We start from the raw sequence: 21,657 nt of genomic DNA, 5'->3' as shown, positions 1-21,657 counted from the left end.
CGGCGGGTCTTTCTTATTTCACTCAAACTTTTAGAGCCATCCTGATTTCTTAAATTTGCGATAGAGCAGGATTGAGATAAGAACAAGTGAGCCCACCACCAGCGGATAGCCGAATTTCCAGCGTAGTTCAGGCATCACATCGAAGTTCATTCCATAGATTCCAGCCACCATTGTTGGAACTGATGCGAGAGCTACATAGGAAGTTATCTTGCGCATATCTTCATTCTGTTGCAGTTGAACCTGAGCAATTTCTGCTTGAAGGGCTGAAGTCAGCAGAGCATCGAGCCCAGAGGCCGCATCGGAGGCACGCGACAGGTGATCAAGAGTGTCTCTGAAAAATGGTGTGAGCTCTGCAGGTACGTTACGAGCGCCGATACTTGCAATCTGTTGAAGCGGGGAGAGCAATGGATCGATAGCGTGGCGGAACTCGATGACCTCGCGCTTCAAGAGATAAATCTCTTGTGATGCGCTCTCACGTGTATCACCAAAGACTTTGTGTTCGACCTGCACAACATCTGTCTCTAGCTCAAGTGAGATATCAATGTAGCAATCGATAACGTGGTCGAGGATTGCGTGGAGTACTGCATAAGGACCCTTTGCTAACTGCTCAGGGTTTGATTCAAGCGCATGCCGCGTATTGATAAGTGGAGCCCCATTGCCGTGGCGCACGACAACGATGAAGTGATCACCGATAAAGCAGAAGATTTCACCAGTTGAAATCTGGCTCCCCTTCTCTTCATAGAATGCAGTCTTTAATACAAATGCTTGAACACCGGGATACTCTTCAAACTTTGGACGTTGATGAGCCATCACCGCATCTTCAATAGCAAGAGGATGGAATGCGAAGTCAGCTACGACCTTTTCAAATTCACTCTGTGTTGGCTCGGCAAGACCTAACCAGACAAATCCACCTTCACTCTTTGCTTTCTGAATCAGCGAAGGAAGATTGGAAGGCTCAGTAAATCTGCGACCACTTTGATAGAGCGCGTAATCAACGATCATGGATGAAGTCTTGCGCATTAAAGTGAACGTGGAGCGACATCTGAGCACCCTTGAGTCCCACGATGTGAGAAGTTGATATTTACTTTCCTCCACAAGGCTGTGCACTTCTATCTAGTGCATGACCTGCACCTTTACTGAGTGATAGCACCAATCGCGTACTTACCCACATTTCATCAACACCTTATGCACAGCAATACACGCTTATCCACCTACTTATGCACACCTTTATCCCCATCACGATCGAAGCTTTCTCGCTTAAGGAGAGCCACAGACATACCTTTGCCCCGTTGGAGCCCGCATTCACGCCTTCTTAAGAGGTGTGAAGGCTGTCCGGGCCACGCTGACTTCAACCCAAATTTCTCGCATATAACGAGTGATGTCAGTGGTCTAGAGGAAGGTATGTCGCATGAGTATTGCAGAACTACCTAACAACTCTCGAGGCGCTGCCACCTTTAATACAGTCGGTGCAGAGTATGAGCGCACACCACCACAAGATCTACAAGCAGAACAATCTGTTCTCGGTGGAATGTTGTTATCAAAAGATGCAATTGCAGATGTTGTTGAAGTATTACGCGAACGCGATTTCTATCGCCCAGCGCATGAACTTATCTATGATGCAATTCTTGATCTCTATGGTCGTGGAGAACCCGCAGATGCGGTCACTGTTGCATCAGAGCTCACAAAGCGCGGTGAGATAGCACGCGCAGGTGGTGCGCCATATCTACATACTCTTATCTCATCTGTTCCAACTGCAGCTAATGCTGGTTACTACGCAAAGATTGTTTTAGAACATGCAATTATGCGCCGCCTTGTTGAAGCTGGAACAAAGATTGTTCAACTCGGGTATGACCAAAACGGTGAAGTCGATGATGCAGTAGATGCTGCGCAAGCGGAAGTTTATGCAGTAACAGAGCGACGTTCATCAGAGGATTATGTGCAGCTCAGTACTTTGCTACCTGCAGCCCTTGATGAAATCGAAGCGATCTCTAAAGGTATTGGTATTGAAGGTGTGAAATCTGGTTTCCGTGATCTCGATGCGCTCACACATGGTTTCCATCCAGGCAACATGATTATTCTTGCGGCACGTCCTGCAGTGGGTAAGTCAACACTCGGTCTTGATATCGCGCGCCATGCTGCAATCCATGAGAACCAAGCAGCTGTGATCTTCTCACTCGAAATGTCGAAATCTGAAATCACGATGCGTATGTTGTCAGCTGAAGCGCGTGTTGGCCTTAACAATATTCGCTCCGGACAACTCAGCGATGATGAGTGGGCAAAGCTTGCTCGTCGTATGGGTGAGATCTCTGATGCACCGCTCTTTATCGATGATTCACCAAATCTTTCGATGATGGAGATTCGCGCAAAGGCCCGTCGCCTGAAGCAGCGCCATGATCTCAAACTCATTGTTATCGACTACCTGCAGCTGATGTCATCAGGTAAACGCGTTGAAAACCGTCAGCAAGAAGTATCTGAATTCTCACGTCACCTCAAGCTGATGGCAAAAGAACTCAATGTTCCTGTAATTGCTATCTCTCAGCTCAATCGTTCACCGGAACAACGCTCTGATAAGAAGCCGATGCTCTCTGACCTTCGTGAATCTGGTTCTATCGAACAAGATGCTGACGTTGTTATCTTGCTCCACCGCGATGATATGTATGACTCACAGAACCGATCAGGTGAAGCAGATTTCATCGTTGCAAAGCACCGTAATGGACCAACAAGAACTATTACAGTCTCAGCACAACTTCACTTTGCACGCTTCTTCGATATGGCACCAAATGTGGGTGCAGGCCGCGACTTCACACAGTCAACGGGTGCTTCAGATATTCAACCATCTTCACCTGGTGATGGCGGTTGGAACGAGTAGTTACTTAACTCGCAACAGTCTTAGCGCGATCAGCTAAGTAGATTCCCACAAGTACCGTTGCAGCGCCCATCAGTTGAATCCCATCCCAGCTCTGTGCAAACCAGATCCATGCAAATGCACCAGCGATAACTGGCTCCAACATTCCAATAACACTACTTGTTGATGCGGTGAGTAATTTCATTCCTGAGAGAACGAGCATGTAGGGAACGACAGTTCCAAAGATTGCAGCTGCGCCGATGAGTAACCAACCTGGAAGCATCGTGCCCTTTGCAATTCCACCCAAATCCATCTGCACGGTAAATACCTCAAAAGGAAATGTCCAAGGTGGTAGAACGATGAGCCAGAAGGCGGATGCAAAACCCATACCGAAAATCAGAGTTGCAATCGGTTCACGACTCTTTCCGATGCGCTCACTCATGAGGAAGTATGCAGCCAAACAGAATGCACAGAGAGTTGCTGCTGTAATTCCAATCAGATCGAATTTAAAGCCTTCCCACACTTTGGCAACAAGAACAAGGCCAGTGAATGAGAGTGCAACTGCGAGCCACATTTGATTTGAGACAAATCCTTTGCGCACCAATTTAATCCAGAGTGCGATCCAGATAGATGCGGTGAATTCGATAATCAGGACTAGGCCCAGTGGGACTCCGCGCTGTATGCCAAGGAGATAGCCAAAGTTCACAAAGGCAAAGCCCACAACGCCATAAAGAGCAAGGCGAGGAATCTCTGCCTTCTTCACCTTAATAATTTCAGGACGGGTCAGAAGAACGTAGGTTCCAAGGATGACAACGGCTGAGACTGAGCGCACCTCAGCTAAGCGAAGTGCCGGAAGGTGCTTCATGACAACAGTGACAATGATGCCTGAGAATGAGAAGAAGAAAGCTCCCAGAACAAGCAGGAATTCGCCGCGATGTTTGGTGAGCACCTGCGGAGTCTAACTTAATTACTTAGAAAGCGGACTCAGGAATCTCCATGATGGATGCGTCAGTTCCTTCAACAATCTTGCGATCTGCTGTGATGTGAGGAAGAACTGTTGCTACAAAGAACTTTGCTGATGCAACTTTGCCTGTGTAGAAATCAGTATCTTTTCCAGCACCTGCAGCAAGCTTTGCAGCTGCGATATCTGCTTGGCGAAGAAGGAGCCACGAGATGATGACATCACCCACGCACATCAGTGCACGTGATGTGCTCAGGCCCACCTTATAAATCTCATCAGCCTTTTCTTGAGATGCCATTGCGTGTCCTACAAGAACGCCAATGATTCCATTGAGATCACCGAGCGCCTTAGAAAGCGCCGCCTTCTCATCTGCATGAACGCCACCGCTTTCAGCAAATGCTTGAATCTCTTTGCCAAGTAGCCCAAGTGAGCGTCCACCATCTTTTACAACCTTGCGGAAGAAGAAGTCAAGACCTTGAATTGCAGTGGTGCCTTCATACAAAGTATCAATCTTTGCATCGCGCACATATTGTTCTAGTGGCCAGTCACGTGTGAAGCCGGCTCCACCAAATGTTTGTAGCGACTCTGTGCCAAGAAGAGTCCATGACTTTTCAGAACCAAAACCTTTAACAACAGGAAGTAGGAGATCATTCAACTTTTCCATCGTTTCAGTCTTCTCGGTATCTCCTGCAGCGCGAGCGAGTTCAATCTCATCTTGAATCGATGCTGTGTAGAGAATGAGTGCACGCATACCTTCCGAGTAAGCCTTCTGCACCATCAGTGAACGGCGCACATCTGGGTGCTTAATGATGGTCACACGAGGGCTCGCCTTATCGTTCATGACCTTCATATCACCGCCCTGTACACGGGTCTTGGCATAGGCGAGAGCTTGGTGATAACCGGCAGAGAGAGTTGCGATTGCCTTTGTTCCCACCATCATGCGTGCAAACTCAATGATCTTAAACATCTGCGCAATACCTTGGTGAACATCGCCAAGTAGGTAACCAACAGCTGGTTCATTCTCACCAAGATAAACTTCACACGTTGCAGAGACATTCAAGCCCATTTTATCTTCCAGCGCTGTGACATAGACGCCGTTGCGCTTTCCAAGATCTCCCGTTTTAAGATCAAACATAAACTTTGGAATAAGAAAGAGTGAGAGACCCTTTGTTCCAGGTCCGCCACCTTCGCGACGCGCAAGAACAAAGTGCATGACATTTTCATAGAAGTCAGCATCACCTGATGTGATGTAACGCTTATTACCAGTGATGTGCCAAGTTCCATCTGCTTGCTGCACAGCCTTGGTGCGACCTGCACCGACATCTGAACCAGCATCTGGTTCTGTTAGCTGCATCGTTGCACCCCAATGGCGTTCCACCATGTGCTTTGCCATAATCTTCTGCTCATCTGTTCCTAAGACATAAGCAACTTGAGCGAATGCATAACCAGATGCATAGAGATGAATTCCAGGATTGGACCCAAGAACCATTTCAGCAATTGCCCAACGAACCGATTGTGGGATTTTCATTCCACCTAAATCAACGGGTGCATCAAGGCGCCACCACTCACCATCGACATATGCTTTATAGGATTTGATAAAACTTGCAGGAAGATTGACATCTCCAGTTGCTTTATTCAAGATTGCACCGACTCGATCGCCTTCAACAAAAGATGCTGCAAGATCGTTTTCACATAAACGCTTCATCTCCTCCAACATGCCCATCGCTGTGTCGCGATCAAGATCTGAGTAGATAGATGTACCCAGAACTTTTTCACGGCCCAAGAGGTCAAAGAGGCAGAATTCGATATCGCGCAGGTTGGCTGTGTAATGGCTCATGGGGCAATGGTGCTACCCGCCAGTAACTTACGCAAGCGTGCCAAGGGCCTTTTTATGGGGTAAAAAAGGTAGGCTCGCGCCGTGCTACTCAGTGACCGCGATATCCGCTCCGAAATTCAATCAGGCCGCGTTGCCGTTGAGCCCTATGAAGAGGCGATGATCCAGCCATCATCAGTTGATGTCCGCCTGGATAAGTTCTTCCGCGTCTTTGAGAACCACAAGTACTCAGTGATCGATCCATCGATCGAACAATCTGAGCTCACCCGCGAAGTCATCGCCGAAGATGGCGAAGCATTTATCTTGCACCCAGGTGAATTCGTTCTGGCATCCACCTACGAAATCATCACACTGCCTGATGACATCGCAGGTCGCTTAGAGGGAAAGTCATCTCTAGGGCGCCTTGGACTTCTTACCCACTCAACTGCTGGCTTTATCGATCCAGGTTTTTCTGGCCACATCACTCTTGAACTCTCCAACGTTGCCAACCTGCCGGTGAAGTTATTCCCAGGCATGAAAATCGGTCAGCTCTGTCTGATTAAACTCTCATCCCCTGCTGAGCATCCTTACGGCTCAGCAATCTATGCATCTCGTTATCAAGGACAGCGTGGGCCAACCCCAAGCCGTTCCTTTATGAATTTCCACCAAAGTAAAATCAAATAACACCTAGATAATCTCTATCTGGGGAATACCAACCAGGCAAAAGGGGTTGAAGTAAGTATGGAATTTATCGTCATTGGCGCACTCGTCCTTCTCGTTATCTTTGCTGTTGCTCAATACAACCGCCTCATACGACTGAACATCACAGTCGATGAGGCATTCGCGCAGATTGAGGTTCAACTCAAGCGCCGTGCAGACTTGATCCCTAACCTCGTTGAGACCGTTAAAGGTTATGCCGCACATGAACAGGGCACCTTTGATGCTGTCGTTGCAGCCCGTGCTAAGTCAACGAGTGCATCCACTGTTGCAGATGTTGCAGCAGCAGATGGCGCACTCACCAATGCACTACGTGGTTTGCTTGCAGTTGCTGAGGCGTATCCAGATTTGAAAGCATCTTCTAACTTCTTATCTCTCCAAGAGGAACTTTCCACTACAGAGAATAAAGTTTCATTCTCGCGCCAGTTCTATAACGACACTGTGCGCTCGCTCAATACAGCTGTGAAGACAGTGCCTACCAACTTCTTTGCAGGCTTTGCCAAGGTTGATGCTCGCGAATTCTATGAAGTAGAAAATGCAGCAGATCGTAACGTTCCTAACGTTAAGTTCTAGTTTTATCTATGGCTGAAAATAACTTCCGCGCACTGCAATCTGCCAATAAAGGAAAGACTTACTTCCTTCTGGCATCGATGGGTGTTCTGACATGGTTTGTTGCATATGCTGCAATGACATATTTCGGAGTGGGCACAGCATCAACGATGGTGCCGATAGCGGTGGGCTTTGCACTCATTGGCGTGTGGGGTTCGTATTACGGCTCAGATAAATTAGTTCTAACCATGACAGGTGCCAAACTCATTACACGCGAGGATGCGCCAGAGCTCTTTAATGTGATTGAAGAAGTTGTCATCGCAAGTGGACTGCCCATGCCGAAGGTTGCCATCGTTGAAGATAGCGCTCCTAATGCTTTTGCTACAGGGCGAAATCCAGAACATGCCCTCATTGCCTTTACTACACGCATACTTGAAGTAATGGATCGCGATGAATTGCAAGGAGTTATTGCCCACGAGTTATCTCACGTGGCAAACCGTGACACATTAGTCTCAGCAGTTGCTGCAACAACGGCAGGTGCGATTGCAATCTTGAGTGATTTCCTTACCCGCATGATGTGGTTTGGTGGAGGTAGAGATAGAGATCGCGGTGGCAATTCAAATCCACTCGCACTTGTTTTCTCTCTTGTAGTTCTTATGCTCGCTCCCATTGCAGCGATGTTATTAAAATCTGCGATTTCACGTAAGCGTGAGGCGCTAGCTGATGCCACTGCAGTCTCCTTCACAAGAAATCCTGCGGGTCTTCGTAAAGCACTTGAGGTATTAGCTGCTGATTCCACTGTGGTGCGTCAGAAATCAAATGCAGTTGCACATATTTGGATTGAATCCCCACTGGATGGACAAGCAGTCTCTAAGTTATTTAGTACCCATCCACCAATTCAAGAACGTATCGCCACGTTAAAGGCGATGGAGTCACTCGGCCCTGCGGGGGAATAACAAGGTAAATACAGCGCCTATACCTGGCGTTGATTCCACAGAGACGCTGCCACCATGGGCGCGCATCACAGCATCAACGATAGAAAGACCTAACCCACTGCCATCACTTCCGGTTCGAACACGTGATGCATCTGTGCGATAAAACCGTTCAAAGATCCGATTCTGATCCTCTAGTGATAACCCAGGACCCTTATCTGCAACTGTGACTTCAACACCTGCATCTGTTGTTGAAAGAGAGACTGTAATTGGAGTACCTGCTGGCGTATGAGCGCGAGCATTGGCAAGTAAGTTTGCAACCACTTGATGGATGCGCACTTCATCACCCAAGGTAAAAATCTCATCGTTGCTTGAAATGAATTCAACTGGGTGATCAGGGCCGGCAGCGCGAGCAGAGATAACGGCATCTTCAACAACCTTATTGATATCAACTGGCTTTGAATCCATTTCGCGTGATTGATCCAGGCGAGCTAGAAGAAGTAAATCTTCCACAAGTGAACCCATACGCTTTGATTCATTTTCAATACGACCAATTAGTTCAGTAGTTTCTTTCTCACCAGTGACAGCGCCTTGTCGATGAAGTTCAGAGAATCCGCGAATTGCCGTGATTGGTGTGCGCAGCTCATGAGATGCATCTGCAACGAAGCGACGTAACTTGTTTTCACTCTCGTTCTGGATTGCAAATGACTTTTCAATACGTGAGAGCATCGAGTTCAGCGATGAGACTAAACGACCAACTTCAGTTCCAGGATCAGTCTCTGGCATACGCGCAGAGTAATTCCCAGCTGCAATTTCTCCGGCAGTCTTTTCCGCATCTTCCAATGGACGAAGCCCAATTTTGATTACAGCTCGTGATGCTGTGGCAATCAGGATAAGAAGTGCCAGACCGATAAGGCCAAATAAGAAAGTAAGTCGCGCCAGAGTTCGCTCTAGCTCACCAAGATTTTGCGCAGCGACAAATGTTCCAGCAGGTGATGTCAGTGGCCTTGCAATAACTCTGAAGTCAGGACCAGGAGCTGCGATCGTAAAAGCTTCATCACCATGAACTGCAACTTCTTCAGGCAGTAGACCTGCTAGATAGGAAGTAATTGATGCGCCTCCTAAATTGCCACCTAAACCGCCTAGAACAGCGCCATCAGAGCCAAGAACTGTGATCGATGTTGACGTTGGTATTTGAGAGAGTGGTGCAGGAGCACCAAGCCCGCGCCCTAGTCCACGACCAGGTCGTTCATCGTCATCATCTTCGTCAATAGCAATTCCACCGCGCTCAATTCGAGGAACGGCTGCTTCTGAAATTGCAACCAATTGGTCATCTACTTGTGTGAGTAAGTAACCCTTAAGAAGTGATTGTGTAGCAAAGCTAGCAGCGATAAATCCCATCGCTGTGAGTAGAACAATTCCTAGCGAAAGTCTGCTGCGCAAGCTCCAGGTGCGAAATGGCGAATTCATTGAATCTACTTAGCTGCAGGCAATCTAAGTCGATAGCCAACACCGCGCACAGTGTGAATGAGTGCTGGTTCATAGATATCAATCTTCTTGCGAAGGTAGGAGATATAGGTTTCAACGATTCCAGCATCGCCGCCAAAGTCATAGTCCCAAACATGATCCAAAATCTGTGCCTTACTTACTACGCGATCTGCATTGATGAGCATGTATCGAAGGAGAGTAAATTCAGTGGGGGATACTTCGAGTAAGTGCCCTGCGCGATGAACTTCGTGTGTTGCTTCATTGAGCTCAAGATCTGCAAAGCGAATCCTCTCTTCATCCATTTTCTGCTCAGTAACACCGATGCGACGAAGGAGTGCGCGAAGTCGTGCGACAAGTTCCTCAAGGCTAAATGGCTTGGTCATGTAATCATCGCCGCCAATAGTTAAGCCTTGTACTTTATCTTTCATCTCATCTTTGGCAGAGAGAAAGAGAACGCCTACTTCAATTCCTTCATTGCGAATCTGGCGACAGACTTCAAATCCATCAAGGTCAGGCAACATGACATCGAGAATCATTGCGTGGGGTTTAAATTCTTCAGCAATTGTTAACGCTTGTGATCCTGTTGCAGCTGTGCGCACATCGAAACCAACAAATTTCAAACTTGTTGCGATGAGATCGCTGATGCTTGATTCGTCATCGACGACGAGGATGCGCTGACCCTTTGATTCACTCACTTCTTTAGTTGCCATGGCCACACCATCCTCTTACAACCTGAGTCTTTGCTGAGAATCGTGCGATGTTACTCAGTGACTGCACACGCTGAATTACATTGATGTAACTTCATACACAATGGGGATAAAGCTTGTGGAGAGACGGTATTTCTACAACTTTTTAATGGGAACCCTCACCCTGCTGCTCTTCGCGCGGTATTTCCCACTCCTAAGGCTTTTCAGGGTTATTTGACTTTCCATTTAGCGATAGGATTTGAGCCTGCTCTAGAGGAATTACCGCTCTACAGCCCCATACAGGACATTTGAAGGAGCCCCCCTTGGCTGATGTGAAGAAGGAATCCGGCGGATATGACGCCTCCTCGATCACCGTCCTTGAGGGTCTTGAGGCAGTCCGCAAGCGCCCAGGTATGTATATCGGCTCCACAGGTGAGCGCGGCCTTCACCACCTTGTCTATGAAATCGTCGATAACGCAGTAGATGAGGCGCTCGCAGGCTATTGCACAGAGATTGCCGTAACGCTGATGGAAGATGGATCTCTTCGAGTTATCGATAACGGTCGAGGAATTCCTGTTGATATCCACCCGATTGAGAAGAAGCCAGCTCTTGAAGTAGTTCTCACCGTTTTGCACGCAGGTGGAAAGTTCGGAGACGGTGGCTACTCAGTCTCTGGTGGTCTCCACGGTGTTGGTTCCTCCGTTGTTAATGCGCTCTCAACTAATTTATCTGCAAAGGTAAAGCGAGATGGATTTATCTGGACACAAGAGTACAAACTCGGTGTTCCAACTGCTCCCGTGAAAAAAGGTGAGGCAACAACAGAGACCGGAACAACAATTCAATTCTGGCCATCTGAAGATATCTTTGAAACAACAGATTTTTCTTTCGAAGTTCTCTCTGCACGATTTAGAGAGATGGCATTTCTTAACCGCGGGTTGATTTTATCTCTGACAGATATGCGACCTGGCCACGTTGATGAAAAGGGCGAACAGCTCACCGTGCGCTATCAATACCAAGGTGGAATTACTGACTTTGTAAAGCACCTGAATTCAACTCGTGGAGAACTGCATAAATCAGTCATTGCACTCGTTGCCGAAGATAAGAAGGCACGTCTGTCACTTGAAGTTTCCATGCAGTGGAATAACGGCTTCTCTGAATCTGTCTATACCTTTGCAAATACCATTCACACACATGAAGGTGGAACACACGAAGAAGGCTTCCGCACTGCGCTCACATCAGTGGTTAATAAGTTTGCTGAAGAACAAGGTTTGATTCGTAAGAAGGAAGACCGCCTCACAGGAGATGATGTTCGTGAAGGTCTGACAGCTATTGTCTCAATCAAGCTTGGTGAGCCACAGTTTGAAGGACAGACAAAGACAAAGCTGGGTAACACTGAAGCAAAGTCCTTTACACAAAAAGTTGTTAATGAACATCTGACTGCTTGGTTTGAACAAAATCCTCAAGAGGGTAAAGACATTATTCGTAAATCAATTGATGCAGCATCTGCTCGCGTTGCAGCACGTAAAGCGCGGGACTTAGCGCGTAATCGAAAAGGTTTGCTTGAAGGTCGCGGAATGCCAGGAAAGCTTGCTGATTGTCAGTGGACTGATCCTTCAAAGTGTGAGCTCTACATTGTCGAAGGTGACTCTGCGGGTGGTTCAACAAAGGGTGGACGCGACTCACGTAATCAAGCTGTACTGCCTATCCGTGGAAAGATTCTTAATGTTGAGAAGGCGCGCATTGATCGCGTCTTGCAGAACAATGAAGTGCAGGCGCTTATTACGGCGCTCGGCACAGGTGTTCACGATGATTTCGACATTGCAAAGCTTCGCTATCACAAGATAATTTTGATGGCAGATGCTGACGTTGATGGTCAACACATCCGCACACTGCTGCTCACTCTTCTTTTCCGCTTTATGCGCCCACTGATTGAAAATGGTTTCGTCTATCTCGCACAGCCTCCTTTATATAAGTTGAAGTGGGGCGGAAAAGATCCTGTCGAATACGCATTTAGCGATCGAGAGCGCGATGGCATGATCAAGATTGGTCTGGATGCCGGAAAGCGTTTACCTAAGGAAGATGGAATTCAGCGCTTTAAGGGACTTGGCGAGATGCCCGCTAAAGAGTTGTGGGATACCACAATGGATCCTGAGCACCGAGTTCTGATTCAAGTAACTCTTGACGATGCAGCAGCTGCCGATGATTTGTTCTCAGTTCTTATGGGTGAAGATGTTGAACAACGTCGCGCATTTATTCAGCGCAACGCTAAGGATGTTAGGTTCTTGGATATCTAATGGCTATTGATGAGACAACACCGGAAGAGGTAACTTTCGATCGCATCGAAAAAGTTGACCTTCAAGTTGAAATGGCGCGAAGCTACCTCGACTATGCGATGTCAGTTATTGTCGGTCGCGCACTTCCCGATGTTCGTGACGGTCTTAAGCCTGTGCACCGCCGTGTTTTATATGCAATGTATGACGCTGGCTATCGCCCAGATAAGGGTTATTACAAATCTTCTCGCATCGTCGGTGACGTCATGGGTAATTACCACCCTCATGGTGACACCGCGATCTATGACACCGTTGTTCGATTAGCCCAGCCGTGGTCTCTTCGCTATCCATTAGTAGATGGAAATGGAAACTTCGGCTCACCTGGTAACGATCCAGCTGCTGCAATGCGTTATACAGAAGCGCGTCTTGCGCCGATCGCGATGGAGATGATGCGCGATATCGATGAAGATACCGTCAACTTCTCACCTAACTATGACGGTCGCTCACAAGAGCCAGATGTATTGCCATCACGTTTTCCTAACCTTCTCGTCAACGGCTCTGCAGGTATTGCAGTGGGTATGGCGACAAATATTCCGCCACATAACCTTCGCGAAATCGGTGAAGCAGTCATCTACGCGCTCGAACATCCTGATATGGCAGCCCCTGATCTTCTCAACCACATGCTCACCATCGTTAAAGGCCCAGATTTCCCTACAAAGGCGCTCATTGTTGGCCGTGGTGGAATCGAAGATGCATATCGCACAGGTCGTGGTTCAGTCACGATGCGCGCAGTGGTCAATGTTGAAGAGATCAATAAGCGCACATGTCTTGTTGTCACTGAACTTCCATACCAAGTTAACCCAGATAATTTAGCTTTGAAGATTGCCGAGCTCGTCAAAGATGGCAAGATCAAGGGCATCGCTGATGTGCGCGATGAAGGTAATGAGCGTTTAGGCCAGCGCCTTGTCATTGTTCTTCAATCATCTGCAATTCCTAAGGTCATCCTTAACAATCTTTATAAGCAGACACAGCTTCAGGACACATTCGGTGCCAATATGTTGGCACTCGTCGATGGCGTTCCTCGCACACTGCGCCTTGATGAATTCATCAAGTACTACATCGAGCACCAAGTTGAAGTTATTGTCCGTCGCACCAAGTTCCGCTTGGTTGAGAAAGAAAAGCGCGCACACATTCTTAAGGGTTACCTCAAGGCGCTCGATGCACTCGATGCTGTGATTGCACTTATCCGTGCATCAAAGACACCGGAGGAAGCCCGCACAGGTTTGATGAAGCTCCTTGATGTTGATGAGATTCAAGCAAATGCAATTTTGGATATGCAGCTGCGTCGTATTGCAGCACTTGAGCGCCAGAAGATCAATGATGAGTATGAAGGTTTGATGGCTGACATCATCGAGCTCAATGCAATCTTGGCATCAGAGGCTAAACAGCGCGAAATTATCAAGACAGAGCTTTCAGATTTGATCGCAAAGTATGGCGATGAGCGCCGCACACAGCTTGTTGCAAGCGAAGGTGATTTCTCTGCAGAAGATCTAATTCCAGATCACGATGCTGTTGTCACCATTACTCGTGGTGGATACTCAAAGCGCACCAGCGCTGATCTCTATAAATCACAGCGTCGCGGTGGTCGTGGCGTGAAGGGTGCAGCTCTTAAGCAAGATGACGTTGTCGATCACTTCTTCGTTGCCTCTACTCACGACTGGCTACTTTTTTTCACCAACCAAGGTCGCGTCTATCGCGCCAAGGTGCATGAGTTGCCGGATGCAGGTCGCGATGCCCGCGGTCAGCACGTTGCTAACTTGATGGCATTTAAGCCTGATGAGCAGATTGCACAAGTACTTTCATTTAAGGATTACAACGCAGCACCATTCTTAGTTCTTGCAACAAAGAATGGTCTTGTGAAGAAGACTCCGCTTTCTGAGTATGACTCACCTCGCACAGGTGGATTGATTGCAATTTCACTTAAGCCTGGAGATGAAGTTGTCTCAGCATCCCTCGTTCGCAACGGCGATGAGTTGCTACTGGTTTCAAAGAAGGCGATGTCACTGCGCTTTACAACAGATGATGAATCACTTCGTTCAATGGGTCGATCAACATCAGGTGTGATTGGAATGAAGTTCCGCGCAGGAGATCAACTTCTCACCATGTCACGAGTAGATGCGCAAACATCTGTGGGTGCATTTGTCTTTACAGCCACCGATGGTGGTTATGGCAAGAAGACTCCAATTGATGAATATCGTTTACAAGGTCGCGGTGGAATTGGAATCAAGGCTGCAAAGATTGATGAAGGTTCTCGCGGAACACTTGTCTCAGCATTGGTATTAGTCGATAGCGATGAAATTCTGGCGATCACATCTGCTGGAACCGTGATGCGCACCCCAGCTGCTGAAGTGCGCCAAACTGGGCGTGACTCAATGGGCGTTCGCCTGGTCAACCTCGATGAAGGTGCCACCCTGTTATCTGTGACCTGCAACAGCGAAGATGAGATTTCTCCGCAAAAGTAGTAGGGTTCACGCCTGTAGTTATGGCTTAGCCGTTTTGGCTCCTTGATGAATTTCAAGTAACCTTGCGCTTCTGCTCACGTTCGAAAGTTCGTTTGCGGGCCCATAGCTCAGCCTGGTTAGAGCGCTTCCCTGATAAGGAAGAGGTCGGTGGTTCAAGTCCACCTGGGCCCACCCGTTCTAATACGGGGACCTAGCTCAATTGGTAGAGCGCTGCCTTTGCAAGGCAGAGGTTAGGGGTTCGATTCCCCTGGTCTCCACAAGAAGCCCACCTTATGGTGGGTTTTTTACTATCAAGCAGCGATTGGAAATCACATGTCATCAACAGCAACTCTGCACACATCTCTTGGCGATATCGTCATCGAGCTCTTTCCTAACCACGCACCTAAGACTGTAGAAAACTTTGTCGGTCTTGCAACAGGAGCTAAAGAGTGGACTGATCCACGCACAGGTAAGAAGTCAACAGAGAAGCTCTATGACGGAACAATCTTTCACCGCGTCATCGCAGGCTTCATGCTTCAAGGTGGAGATCCACTTGGTCAGGGATTCGGCGGACCAGGTTACCAGTTCGCAGATGAATTCCACGGAGAACTTCAATTTGATCGCCCATACATCCTTGCAATGGCTAATTCAGGACCTGGAACAAATGGTTCACAGTTCTTCATCACTGTCGCTCCAACAACATGGCTCAACCGCAAGCACACAATCTTCGGTGAAGTAAAAGATGCTGCATCACAAGCTGTCGTCGACAAGATTGGTGCAACACCAACAGGTGCGCAAGATAAGCCTGTGACACCAGTTGTTATCAATAGCGTCACTATCGCTTAATTAATGCCACGCATGAAGCAGCGATCAGCAGTCCTAACGCTGATCACTGTTATCTGCGCCTTTTATCTCTGGGAACTCGTTGATTCAGGGATTATTGGAACATTTGCACTCTATGGAATCGATCTACTTCAAGTAACAAATCAGTGGTATCGACTAGTTACCGTCGCATTAATTCACGATAACTCAAGCACAATTCCGATTCACTTGGCTTTTAACATGCTTGCGCTGCATTCACTCGGCACTCCCATTGAAACGCTCCTTGGACGAAGCAAGTTTCTGATCATCTTCTTTGCATCCCTCATCGGTGGATCTATCGCCTCTGCAATGTTTCTTGGCTATAGCGGTTACTCCATCGGAGCATCAGGAGCTGTCTTTGGCCTCTTTGGCTCCTGGATAATTATTGGGAGAAGAATTGGCGCAGAAGTCAAGAGCACCCTTGTCATCATCGGACTTAACTTTGTTCTGGGCTTTACTATCGGTGGAGTTGATTGGCGCGCACACCTTGGCGGACTTATTGCTGGCCTTGCGGTTACAAAGGTCTTGCTTAGCTCTTCACGTTCCTAAGCAAAATCTGCGCAACATCGAGTACTTCAACATCTGATTGACGAGCAACCATTCCATCGCCAACCATGATGCGACAGAACGGACATGCAACAGCAACTTCTTGCGCTCCTGTGTCAATTGCTTCATCAACGCGGTTGAGGTTAATGCGAGTACCAATCTTCTCTTCCATCCACATGCGACCGCCACCGCCACCGCAACAGAATGAGCGTTCCTTATTACGTGGCATCTCTTCCACATCGCAACCACTTGCTTCAAGCAGTTCGCGTGGTGGTGCATAAATTTGATTATGACGACCGAGGTAACAAGGATCGTGATAGGTCAGCTTCTTATCTGACTTATGTGGGCTTGGCTTCAGGCGTCCTTCTTTAATCAAAGTATTGAGAAGTTGTGTGTGGTGCAACATTTCAAGTTCAAAACCACTTTGTGCATAATCGCGACCGATGGTTGTGAAGCAGTGAGGACAGGTAACAACAACTTTCTTCTTCCCCTTAGGGCGATCACCGAAAGTTTCATTAAATGTTGCAATATTTTCTTGCGAAAGAATTTGGTAGAGGAATTCATTTCCGGAACGGCGTGCAGGATCTCCTGTGCAGGTCTCGCGCTTTCCTAGAACTGCGAAGTTCACACCAGCCATATGGAGAAGTTCAGCAACTGCCTTTGTTGTCTTCTTTGCACGCTCTTCATATGCGCCAGCGCATCCAACCCAGAATAAGTATTCAACTTCCTCAGGCAGTTCGCCACTGACAACACGAACAGGGAAGTCACACTCTGCAATCCATCCTTCGCGATCTTGCTTATTAGCACCCCATGGGTTGCCTGCTTTTTCAAGATTACGAAATGTCCCACCAAGCTCTGTCGGAAATTCAGATTCAACAAGTACTTGAAAGCGGCGCATATTCACGATGTGATCAACGTGTTCAATATCTACTGGGCACTCTTCAACGCATGCGCCACATGATGTGCAGGACCAGAGGACATCAAGATCAATGGGTGCGTTCTCACCCACCAAATTCTCAGTCTCAACAACCTTTGCCATTGCGTGATCGCGCATTGCCATAATGAGAAGCTTGGGAGAGAGAGGCTTATCGGTGTGCCAAGCAGGGCACTGAGATTGGCACCGGCCGCACTCAGTACAGCTGGTCATATCCAGCAAGCCCTTCCAGGAGATATCTCCACGTGTGCCAAGACCGAAGACATCATCTTCTGCAGGGTCTTCGAAGTTAACAGGCTTGCCCTTGGAAAGCATTTCAGGCAGTGCACCGAGTGCTGGCTTATCAATATTGCGCTTGTAGTAGATGTTAAAGAAGGCTAAGAAGCGGTGCCATGCAATACCCATGGTGAGATTGGATGCAATGACAATAAACCAAGCCATCGACACAACAATCTTGAGCGTTGCAACGATAACAATCGCACTTTCAATGGATGCAGTGGACATTGAGTCAAATGCCGCAACTGCAGGCCAAGAGATTGCGTAATGCCAGTTCCAACTCGTTTCACCAGCCAGTGCACCTTCTAACCCACGCAGTGCAATAACACAGAAGACAACAGCCAAGATCGTTGCTTCAACGTAATACGCCTTACCCATTCCAGAACCACTAAAGCGATTGAGCATTCTAAAGCGAGTTACTTGGCGAATTCCAATGAGGGTAACAATGCTGATACCAGTCAGGGCTGCAATGACTTCTGCAAAGAGTTCATAACCCACGAAGTGACCAATGATGGGAAGTGCGAATTCTGGGTTGATTACTTGACCATATGCAGTGACAAGAGTTCCAAAGAGTGCTCCGAAACCAATCATCACAAACCAGTGTGCAATTCCAGTCCCAGTGAAGTTAAGCATCTTGGTGTGACCCAGAACTTCTTTGAGCATGTTCTTAAAGCGCGCAGATTTATCGTTGCTGCGAGTTGGGTCAGGTTGCTGCTTCTTATAGATAGCGATGAGTTGGCGAACTCGAATTGCAAGCAGGACTAATGCAAATACAGTGATGAGATAGGAGATGCTTGCAAGCGCTAACTTCATGAACGCTAGAGTAATCGTTAAGCGGGCTGAAAGACCTTTGAAGTAAAGGATTTTGCGATTAGTGCACGGGCCTGGGTCAGATTGGCCACAACCCCTGCAGAGATAGCCTGGACGGCGATATTTCCAAAGAGAGTTGCCTCAACTGGCCCTGTCTTTACAGTCATCCCGCAGATGTCTGCAGTGAGTTGATTGAGTAGATCATTCTGAGAGCCACCACCCAAGATGTGAATCACTTCGATGGTGCGACCTGTGACTGCAGAAATTTCAGCGAGAGTCTTCTTATATGCATGAGCCAAGCTGTTGAGAATACAGATTGCATATTCGCCATCTGTTTGAGGTGGAGTCAATCCGCGCTCCACACAGTAAGCGCGAATTCGTTGCGGCATCCCACCAGGGGGTGCAAAGAGTGGATCATTAGGGTCAATAAGAGTTGTGAAAGATTTAGCTGCGGATGCAAGTGTTAGGAGTTCAGGCATTTCATAATCGCGACCTTCAAGGTGCCAGGTGCGACGGCACTCTTCCAGTATCCACATTCCGGTGACATTCTTGAGCGCGCGCACAGTTCCATCAGCACCTAATTCATTAGTGACATTGGCAGCAAATGCTTCAGGAGTTAACACAGGTGCATCAAGTTCAACGCCAACGAGTGACCACGTGCCACTTGAAATATATGCCTCGGTCAATCGATTACCGAAAGGAACACCAGCAATGGCAGCTGCTGTGTCATGTGATGCCGTTGCAACGACATTGATTCCATCAAGTTCATCGAATCCGTGGACAACGCCAATCAAAGTGCCCGGTTCGTGAAGGTCGGTGAAGAGATCATCGCGGATACCTGCAAGCTTGATTAATTCACGATCCCACTCTCGGGTGCGAGTATTCAGCGCTTGTGTGCTTGATGCATTAGTGACTTCGGTAGAAAGTTTCTGAGTGAAGAGAAAGTTAACAAGATCAGGAAGCATTAAAAACTTTGCAGCCTTTGTGTATTCAGGAAGATTGCGCGCTGCATAGAGCTGATAGATCGTATTGAAGGGAAGAAATTGAATCCCAGTTGTTGAATAGATTCGCTCTTTGCCAATTTTCTTTGAGAGCTCTTGATAGGCAATCTCATTGCGAGGATCGCGATAGGCGTGAACAGGGGGCAAATACTGGTGTGTGGGGCTGATAAAGCCGTAATCAACTGCCCATGAATCAACTGCAAGGCTTATTGGATCTGATGTCTTAATTGCCTCTTTAAGACCTGTGAGAACTTCAGTGAGAATCAAATCCCAATCCCATAAGAGGGAACCATCTTCTTGAGGAAGAACTTCATGCAGGAAACGGTGCACAACATCCAGTGAGATCGAATCGCTACCAACCCGTCCTATAGCGACTCGACCACTGGTTGCACCAAGATCTACTGCAAGAAATTCAAACATAGAGGTCTATCGCATAAATGCGGCAGCGACTCCACTATCAACTGGAATATGAAGACCGGTTGTCAGTGAAAGATCAGATGAGCAGAGAACAAAGACAGCAGCTGCGATATTTTCTGGCAGTACTTCTCTCTTCAAAATGGAACGTTGTGCGTAGTACTCACCTAACTTCTCTTCTTCTACACCGTAGACAGCTGCACGGTTTGCACCCCACCCTGATGAGAAAATTCCTGAACCACGAACAACACCATCAGGATTAATGCCATTGACGCGAATTTGATGTCCACCAAGTTCGGCAGCTAGAAGTCGAACTTGATGTGCTTGATCTGCCTTAGTTGCACCGTATGCGATGTTATTAGGACCGGCGAAGATTGAGTTCTTTGATGAGATATAGACAATATCTCCACCCATCTTCTGCGCAATCATGGCCTTTGCTGACTCGCGAGACATCAAGAAAGAACCACGAGCCATCACATCATGCTGAAGATCCCAATCCGCAACCGTTGTATCAACAAGTGACTTACTCAGTGAAAGACCTGCATTATTGACAACGAGGTCAACGCCACCGAATGCAAGGGAAGAAGCATGAACGGTTGCGATGATTGCATCCTCATCAGTGACATCTACCTTGACTGCAATCGCTCTATCTGAATTACCAATCTCAGCAGCAACAGCTGTAGCAGCATCTAGATCGCGATCTGCAACAACAACACAGGCACCTTCAGCTGCAAGGCGCAGTGATGTTGCCCTACCAATACCTGAGCCACCACCTGTGACGATGGCGACGCGGCCCGCTAGCGGCTTTGGTTTTGGCATGCGACGCAGCTTTGCCTCTTCAAGATCCCAGTACTCAATATTGAACTTTTCAGATTCAGCAATTGGTTTATAGGCTGAAACAGATTCAGCTCCTCGCATGACGTTGATAGCGTTGATATAGAACTCACCTGCAACACGTGCAGTCTGCTTATCTTTCCCGTAGCTAAACATTCCAACGCCTGGGACCAAGATGATGAGTGGATCGGCTCCACGCATCGCTGGGCTTTCAGGCTTTGCATACTTCTTGTAGTAGGCGGCATATGTTTGGCGATACTTCTCATGAAGCTCATGTGCACGTGCAATAACATCTTCAACAGATGCATCAGCAGGTGTGTCTAGAACCATCGGTGAAATCTTCGTGCGCAAGAAGTGATCCGGGCATGATGTGCCAAGAGCTGCAAGACGTGGCAACTCTGAATGTGAAATGAAATCTAGAACTACATCTGTATCGCTAAAGCCACCGAGCATCGGTGCATCCATAGATGCGATGCCTCGTAGTGCAGGTGCAAGAAGTGCCGCCTTTGCTTTGCGGGCATCTGGTGAAAGTGGAGCCCACTCTTTGACGAGTGTTCCAAATGGATCCTTCTTACCCTTTGCAGCTAAGAACTTTTCAGCCTTCTCAATTGCATCGATAGAGCGCTTCTCGCACTCAGCAGAAGTTTGCGCCCATGTTGTGAGCCCATGCCCTCCAAGAATCACACCTTTTGCTGCTGGATTTTCCTTCGCCATCTTTGCGATATCAAGACCAAGTTGGAACCCTGGACGGCGCCAATCAACCCAGAGAATTTCATCTCCAAAACACTCTTTTGTAAGTGCTGGACCATCTGCAGCCGTTGCAAGTGCGATGATGGAATCAGGATGCAAGTGATCTACATGCGCAGCATCAACAAGTCCGTGCATTGCTGTATCGATACTAGGAGCTGCGCCACCGCGACCGAAGGTGCAGTAATCAAAGAGTGCGACCATCTCATCTTCATGTTCGACACCGCGATAGACATCATTTAAAGCGCGCATGCGATCAAGATAGAGACCAGCAAGACCGGCCTCTTTAAGCGTACCTAAATCGCCTCCAGATCCTTTTACATAAAGAACTTCAACGTCTTTGCCTGTTGATGGATCTTGTGCGGCGCCCTTTGCAGATGTATTTCCACCTGCATAGTTGGTGAACTTTGGGTTACTCCCGAGACGGTTCGATCGACCCAATAACTCTTCAATAGTTTTATTCGACATTAAC

Annotated in this window: 16 protein-coding genes and 2 tRNA genes; 10 read left to right on the top strand and 8 right to left on the bottom strand. The window is 47.8% G+C overall.

The features are described 5' to 3' along the window. Positions 1 to 30: 30 nt before the first annotated feature. Positions 31 to 1,020 (bottom strand): magnesium and cobalt transport protein CorA, encoded by a 990-nt coding sequence (locus A1sIIA65_RS06850; RefSeq protein ID WP_223298526.1) that lies wholly within the window; start codon positions 1,018 to 1,020, stop codon positions 31 to 33. 388 nt (positions 1,021 to 1,408) lie between these two features. Between A1sIIA65_RS06850 and dnaB the strand changes: the two genes are divergently transcribed. Continuing rightward, positions 1,409 to 2,869, top strand: a complete 1,461-nt coding sequence (dnaB, locus tag A1sIIA65_RS06845; RefSeq protein WP_095676780.1) for a replicative DNA helicase — start codon at positions 1,409 to 1,411, stop codon at positions 2,867 to 2,869. A gap of 4 nt (positions 2,870 to 2,873) precedes the next feature. Here the strand turns inward: dnaB and A1sIIA65_RS06840 are convergent, their stop codons facing one another. Continuing rightward, positions 2,874 to 3,794 (bottom strand): EamA family transporter, encoded by a 921-nt coding sequence (locus A1sIIA65_RS06840; RefSeq protein ID WP_095676779.1) that lies wholly within the window; start codon positions 3,792 to 3,794, stop codon positions 2,874 to 2,876. 22 nt (positions 3,795 to 3,816) lie between these two features. Continuing rightward, complete coding sequence (locus A1sIIA65_RS06835; protein WP_095676778.1) at positions 3,817 to 5,643, bottom strand: acyl-CoA dehydrogenase; 1,827 nt, start codon at positions 5,641 to 5,643, stop codon at positions 3,817 to 3,819. A gap of 81 nt (positions 5,644 to 5,724) precedes the next feature. Between A1sIIA65_RS06835 and dcd the strand changes: the two genes are divergently transcribed. From dcd to A1sIIA65_RS06820, 3 genes are read left to right on the top strand one after another with little or no spacing between them, the layout of a single operon-like run. Further along, complete coding sequence (gene dcd, locus A1sIIA65_RS06830) at positions 5,725 to 6,303, top strand: dCTP deaminase (RefSeq protein ID WP_095676777.1); 579 nt, start codon at positions 5,725 to 5,727, stop codon at positions 6,301 to 6,303. Between the two features lie 57 nt (positions 6,304 to 6,360). Then, complete coding sequence (locus tag A1sIIA65_RS06825; protein WP_095676776.1) at positions 6,361 to 6,909, top strand: LemA family protein; 549 nt, start codon at positions 6,361 to 6,363, stop codon at positions 6,907 to 6,909. 8 nt (positions 6,910 to 6,917) lie between these two features. Next, positions 6,918 to 7,841, top strand: coding sequence for a M48 family metallopeptidase (locus tag A1sIIA65_RS06820; RefSeq protein WP_095676775.1), 924 nt, complete (start codon positions 6,918 to 6,920; stop codon positions 7,839 to 7,841). On the opposite strand, the gene A1sIIA65_RS06815 is transcribed toward A1sIIA65_RS06820, so the two are convergent. Together A1sIIA65_RS06815 and A1sIIA65_RS06810 are read right to left on the bottom strand one after the other, a co-directional pair. After that, entirely contained in the window at positions 7,818 to 9,287 is a 1,470-nt protein-coding gene (locus tag A1sIIA65_RS06815; protein WP_095676774.1) for a sensor histidine kinase, read from the bottom strand. The two genes, A1sIIA65_RS06820 and A1sIIA65_RS06815, sit on opposite strands and share 24 nt — an antisense overlap. A gap of 5 nt (positions 9,288 to 9,292) precedes the next feature. Next, positions 9,293 to 10,015, bottom strand: coding sequence for a response regulator transcription factor (locus tag A1sIIA65_RS06810; RefSeq protein WP_095676773.1), 723 nt, complete (start codon positions 10,013 to 10,015; stop codon positions 9,293 to 9,295). Positions 10,016 to 10,314: 299 nt separating this feature from the next. On the opposite strand from A1sIIA65_RS06810, the gene gyrB reads away from it, so the two are divergent. The 6 genes from gyrB (at position 10,315) to A1sIIA65_RS06780 (ending at position 16,172) form a co-directional block, all read left to right on the top strand. After that, the gene (gene gyrB, locus A1sIIA65_RS06805) at positions 10,315 to 12,285 is read left to right on the top strand and encodes a DNA topoisomerase (ATP-hydrolyzing) subunit B (protein ID WP_190283217.1); all 1,971 of its coding nucleotides are present in this window, start codon (positions 10,315 to 10,317) and stop codon (positions 12,283 to 12,285) included. Further along, complete coding sequence (gene gyrA / locus A1sIIA65_RS06800; protein WP_095676772.1) at positions 12,285 to 14,783, top strand: DNA gyrase subunit A; 2,499 nt, start codon at positions 12,285 to 12,287, stop codon at positions 14,781 to 14,783. The genes gyrB and gyrA overlap by 1 nt, the downstream gene beginning before the upstream one ends. A gap of 96 nt (positions 14,784 to 14,879) precedes the next feature. Then, positions 14,880 to 14,954 (top strand) — tRNA-Ile (locus A1sIIA65_RS06795). Between the two features lie 13 nt (positions 14,955 to 14,967). Continuing rightward, positions 14,968 to 15,040 (top strand) — tRNA-Ala (locus A1sIIA65_RS06790). Positions 15,041 to 15,095: 55 nt separating this feature from the next. After that, positions 15,096 to 15,608 carry a peptidylprolyl isomerase gene (locus A1sIIA65_RS06785; protein ID WP_095676771.1) on the top strand — a complete coding sequence of 171 codons (513 nt, stop codon included), beginning with the start codon at positions 15,096 to 15,098 and terminating at the stop codon, positions 15,606 to 15,608. A 3-nt stretch (positions 15,609 to 15,611) separates the two neighbouring features. Beyond that, positions 15,612 to 16,172: a rhomboid family intramembrane serine protease gene (locus tag A1sIIA65_RS06780; protein WP_223298525.1), complete on the top strand. Its 561-nt coding sequence runs from the start codon at positions 15,612 to 15,614 to the stop codon at positions 16,170 to 16,172. On the opposite strand, the gene A1sIIA65_RS06775 is transcribed toward A1sIIA65_RS06780, so the two are convergent. Genes A1sIIA65_RS06775 through A1sIIA65_RS06765 form a run of 3 tightly spaced genes read right to left on the bottom strand, consistent with a single transcriptional unit; the run spans position 16,153 to position 21,653 of the window. Beyond that, positions 16,153 to 18,192: a (Fe-S)-binding protein gene (locus A1sIIA65_RS06775; RefSeq protein ID WP_095676770.1), complete on the bottom strand. Its 2,040-nt coding sequence runs from the start codon at positions 18,190 to 18,192 to the stop codon at positions 16,153 to 16,155. The two genes, A1sIIA65_RS06780 and A1sIIA65_RS06775, sit on opposite strands and share 20 nt — an antisense overlap. Positions 18,193 to 18,209: 17 nt before the next feature. Beyond that, positions 18,210 to 19,610: a rhamnulokinase gene (locus tag A1sIIA65_RS06770; RefSeq protein ID WP_095676769.1), complete on the bottom strand. Its 1,401-nt coding sequence runs from the start codon at positions 19,608 to 19,610 to the stop codon at positions 18,210 to 18,212. A gap of 6 nt (positions 19,611 to 19,616) precedes the next feature. Next, a complete protein-coding gene (locus A1sIIA65_RS06765; RefSeq protein WP_095676768.1) occupies positions 19,617 to 21,653 on the bottom strand; it encodes a bifunctional aldolase/short-chain dehydrogenase in 2,037 nt (678 codons plus the stop codon). Positions 21,654 to 21,657 lie beyond the last annotated feature (4 nt).

Origin of the sequence: Candidatus Planktophila dulcis, from assembly GCF_002288225.1 — a bacterium.
GTDB lineage: Bacteria > Actinomycetota > Actinomycetes > Nanopelagicales > Nanopelagicaceae > Planktophila > Planktophila dulcis.
This window is presented reverse-complemented; position numbering and strand designations above follow the sequence as displayed.

What these genes read in the sequence shown, in the direction of transcription:
- A1sIIA65_RS06850 (WP_223298526.1), bottom strand. Translation starts at nt 1,020, where the DNA reads ATGCGCAAGACTTCATCCATGATCGTTGATTACGCGCTCTATCAAAGT.
- dnaB (WP_095676780.1), top strand. Translation starts at nt 1,409, where the DNA reads ATGAGTATTGCAGAACTACCTAACAACTCTCGAGGCGCTGCCACCTTT.
- A1sIIA65_RS06835 (WP_095676778.1), bottom strand. Translation starts at nt 5,643, where the DNA reads ATGAGCCATTACACAGCCAACCTGCGCGATATCGAATTCTGCCTCTTT.
- A1sIIA65_RS06825 (WP_095676776.1), top strand. Translation starts at nt 6,361, where the DNA reads ATGGAATTTATCGTCATTGGCGCACTCGTCCTTCTCGTTATCTTTGCT.
- A1sIIA65_RS06820 (WP_095676775.1), top strand. Translation starts at nt 6,918, where the DNA reads ATGGCTGAAAATAACTTCCGCGCACTGCAATCTGCCAATAAAGGAAAG.
- A1sIIA65_RS06815 (WP_095676774.1), bottom strand. Translation starts at nt 9,287, where the DNA reads ATGAATTCGCCATTTCGCACCTGGAGCTTGCGCAGCAGACTTTCGCTA.
- A1sIIA65_RS06810 (WP_095676773.1), bottom strand. Translation starts at nt 10,015, where the DNA reads ATGGCAACTAAAGAAGTGAGTGAATCAAAGGGTCAGCGCATCCTCGTC.
- gyrA (WP_095676772.1), top strand. Translation starts at nt 12,285, where the DNA reads ATGGCTATTGATGAGACAACACCGGAAGAGGTAACTTTCGATCGCATC.
- A1sIIA65_RS06785 (WP_095676771.1), top strand. Translation starts at nt 15,096, where the DNA reads ATGTCATCAACAGCAACTCTGCACACATCTCTTGGCGATATCGTCATC.
- A1sIIA65_RS06780 (WP_223298525.1), top strand. Translation starts at nt 15,612, where the DNA reads ATGCCACGCATGAAGCAGCGATCAGCAGTCCTAACGCTGATCACTGTT.
- A1sIIA65_RS06775 (WP_095676770.1), bottom strand. Translation starts at nt 18,192, where the DNA reads ATGAAGTTAGCGCTTGCAAGCATCTCCTATCTCATCACTGTATTTGCA.
- A1sIIA65_RS06770 (WP_095676769.1), bottom strand. Translation starts at nt 19,610, where the DNA reads ATGTTTGAATTTCTTGCAGTAGATCTTGGTGCAACCAGTGGTCGAGTC.
- A1sIIA65_RS06765 (WP_095676768.1), bottom strand. Translation starts at nt 21,653, where the DNA reads ATGTCGAATAAAACTATTGAAGAGTTATTGGGTCGATCGAACCGTCTC.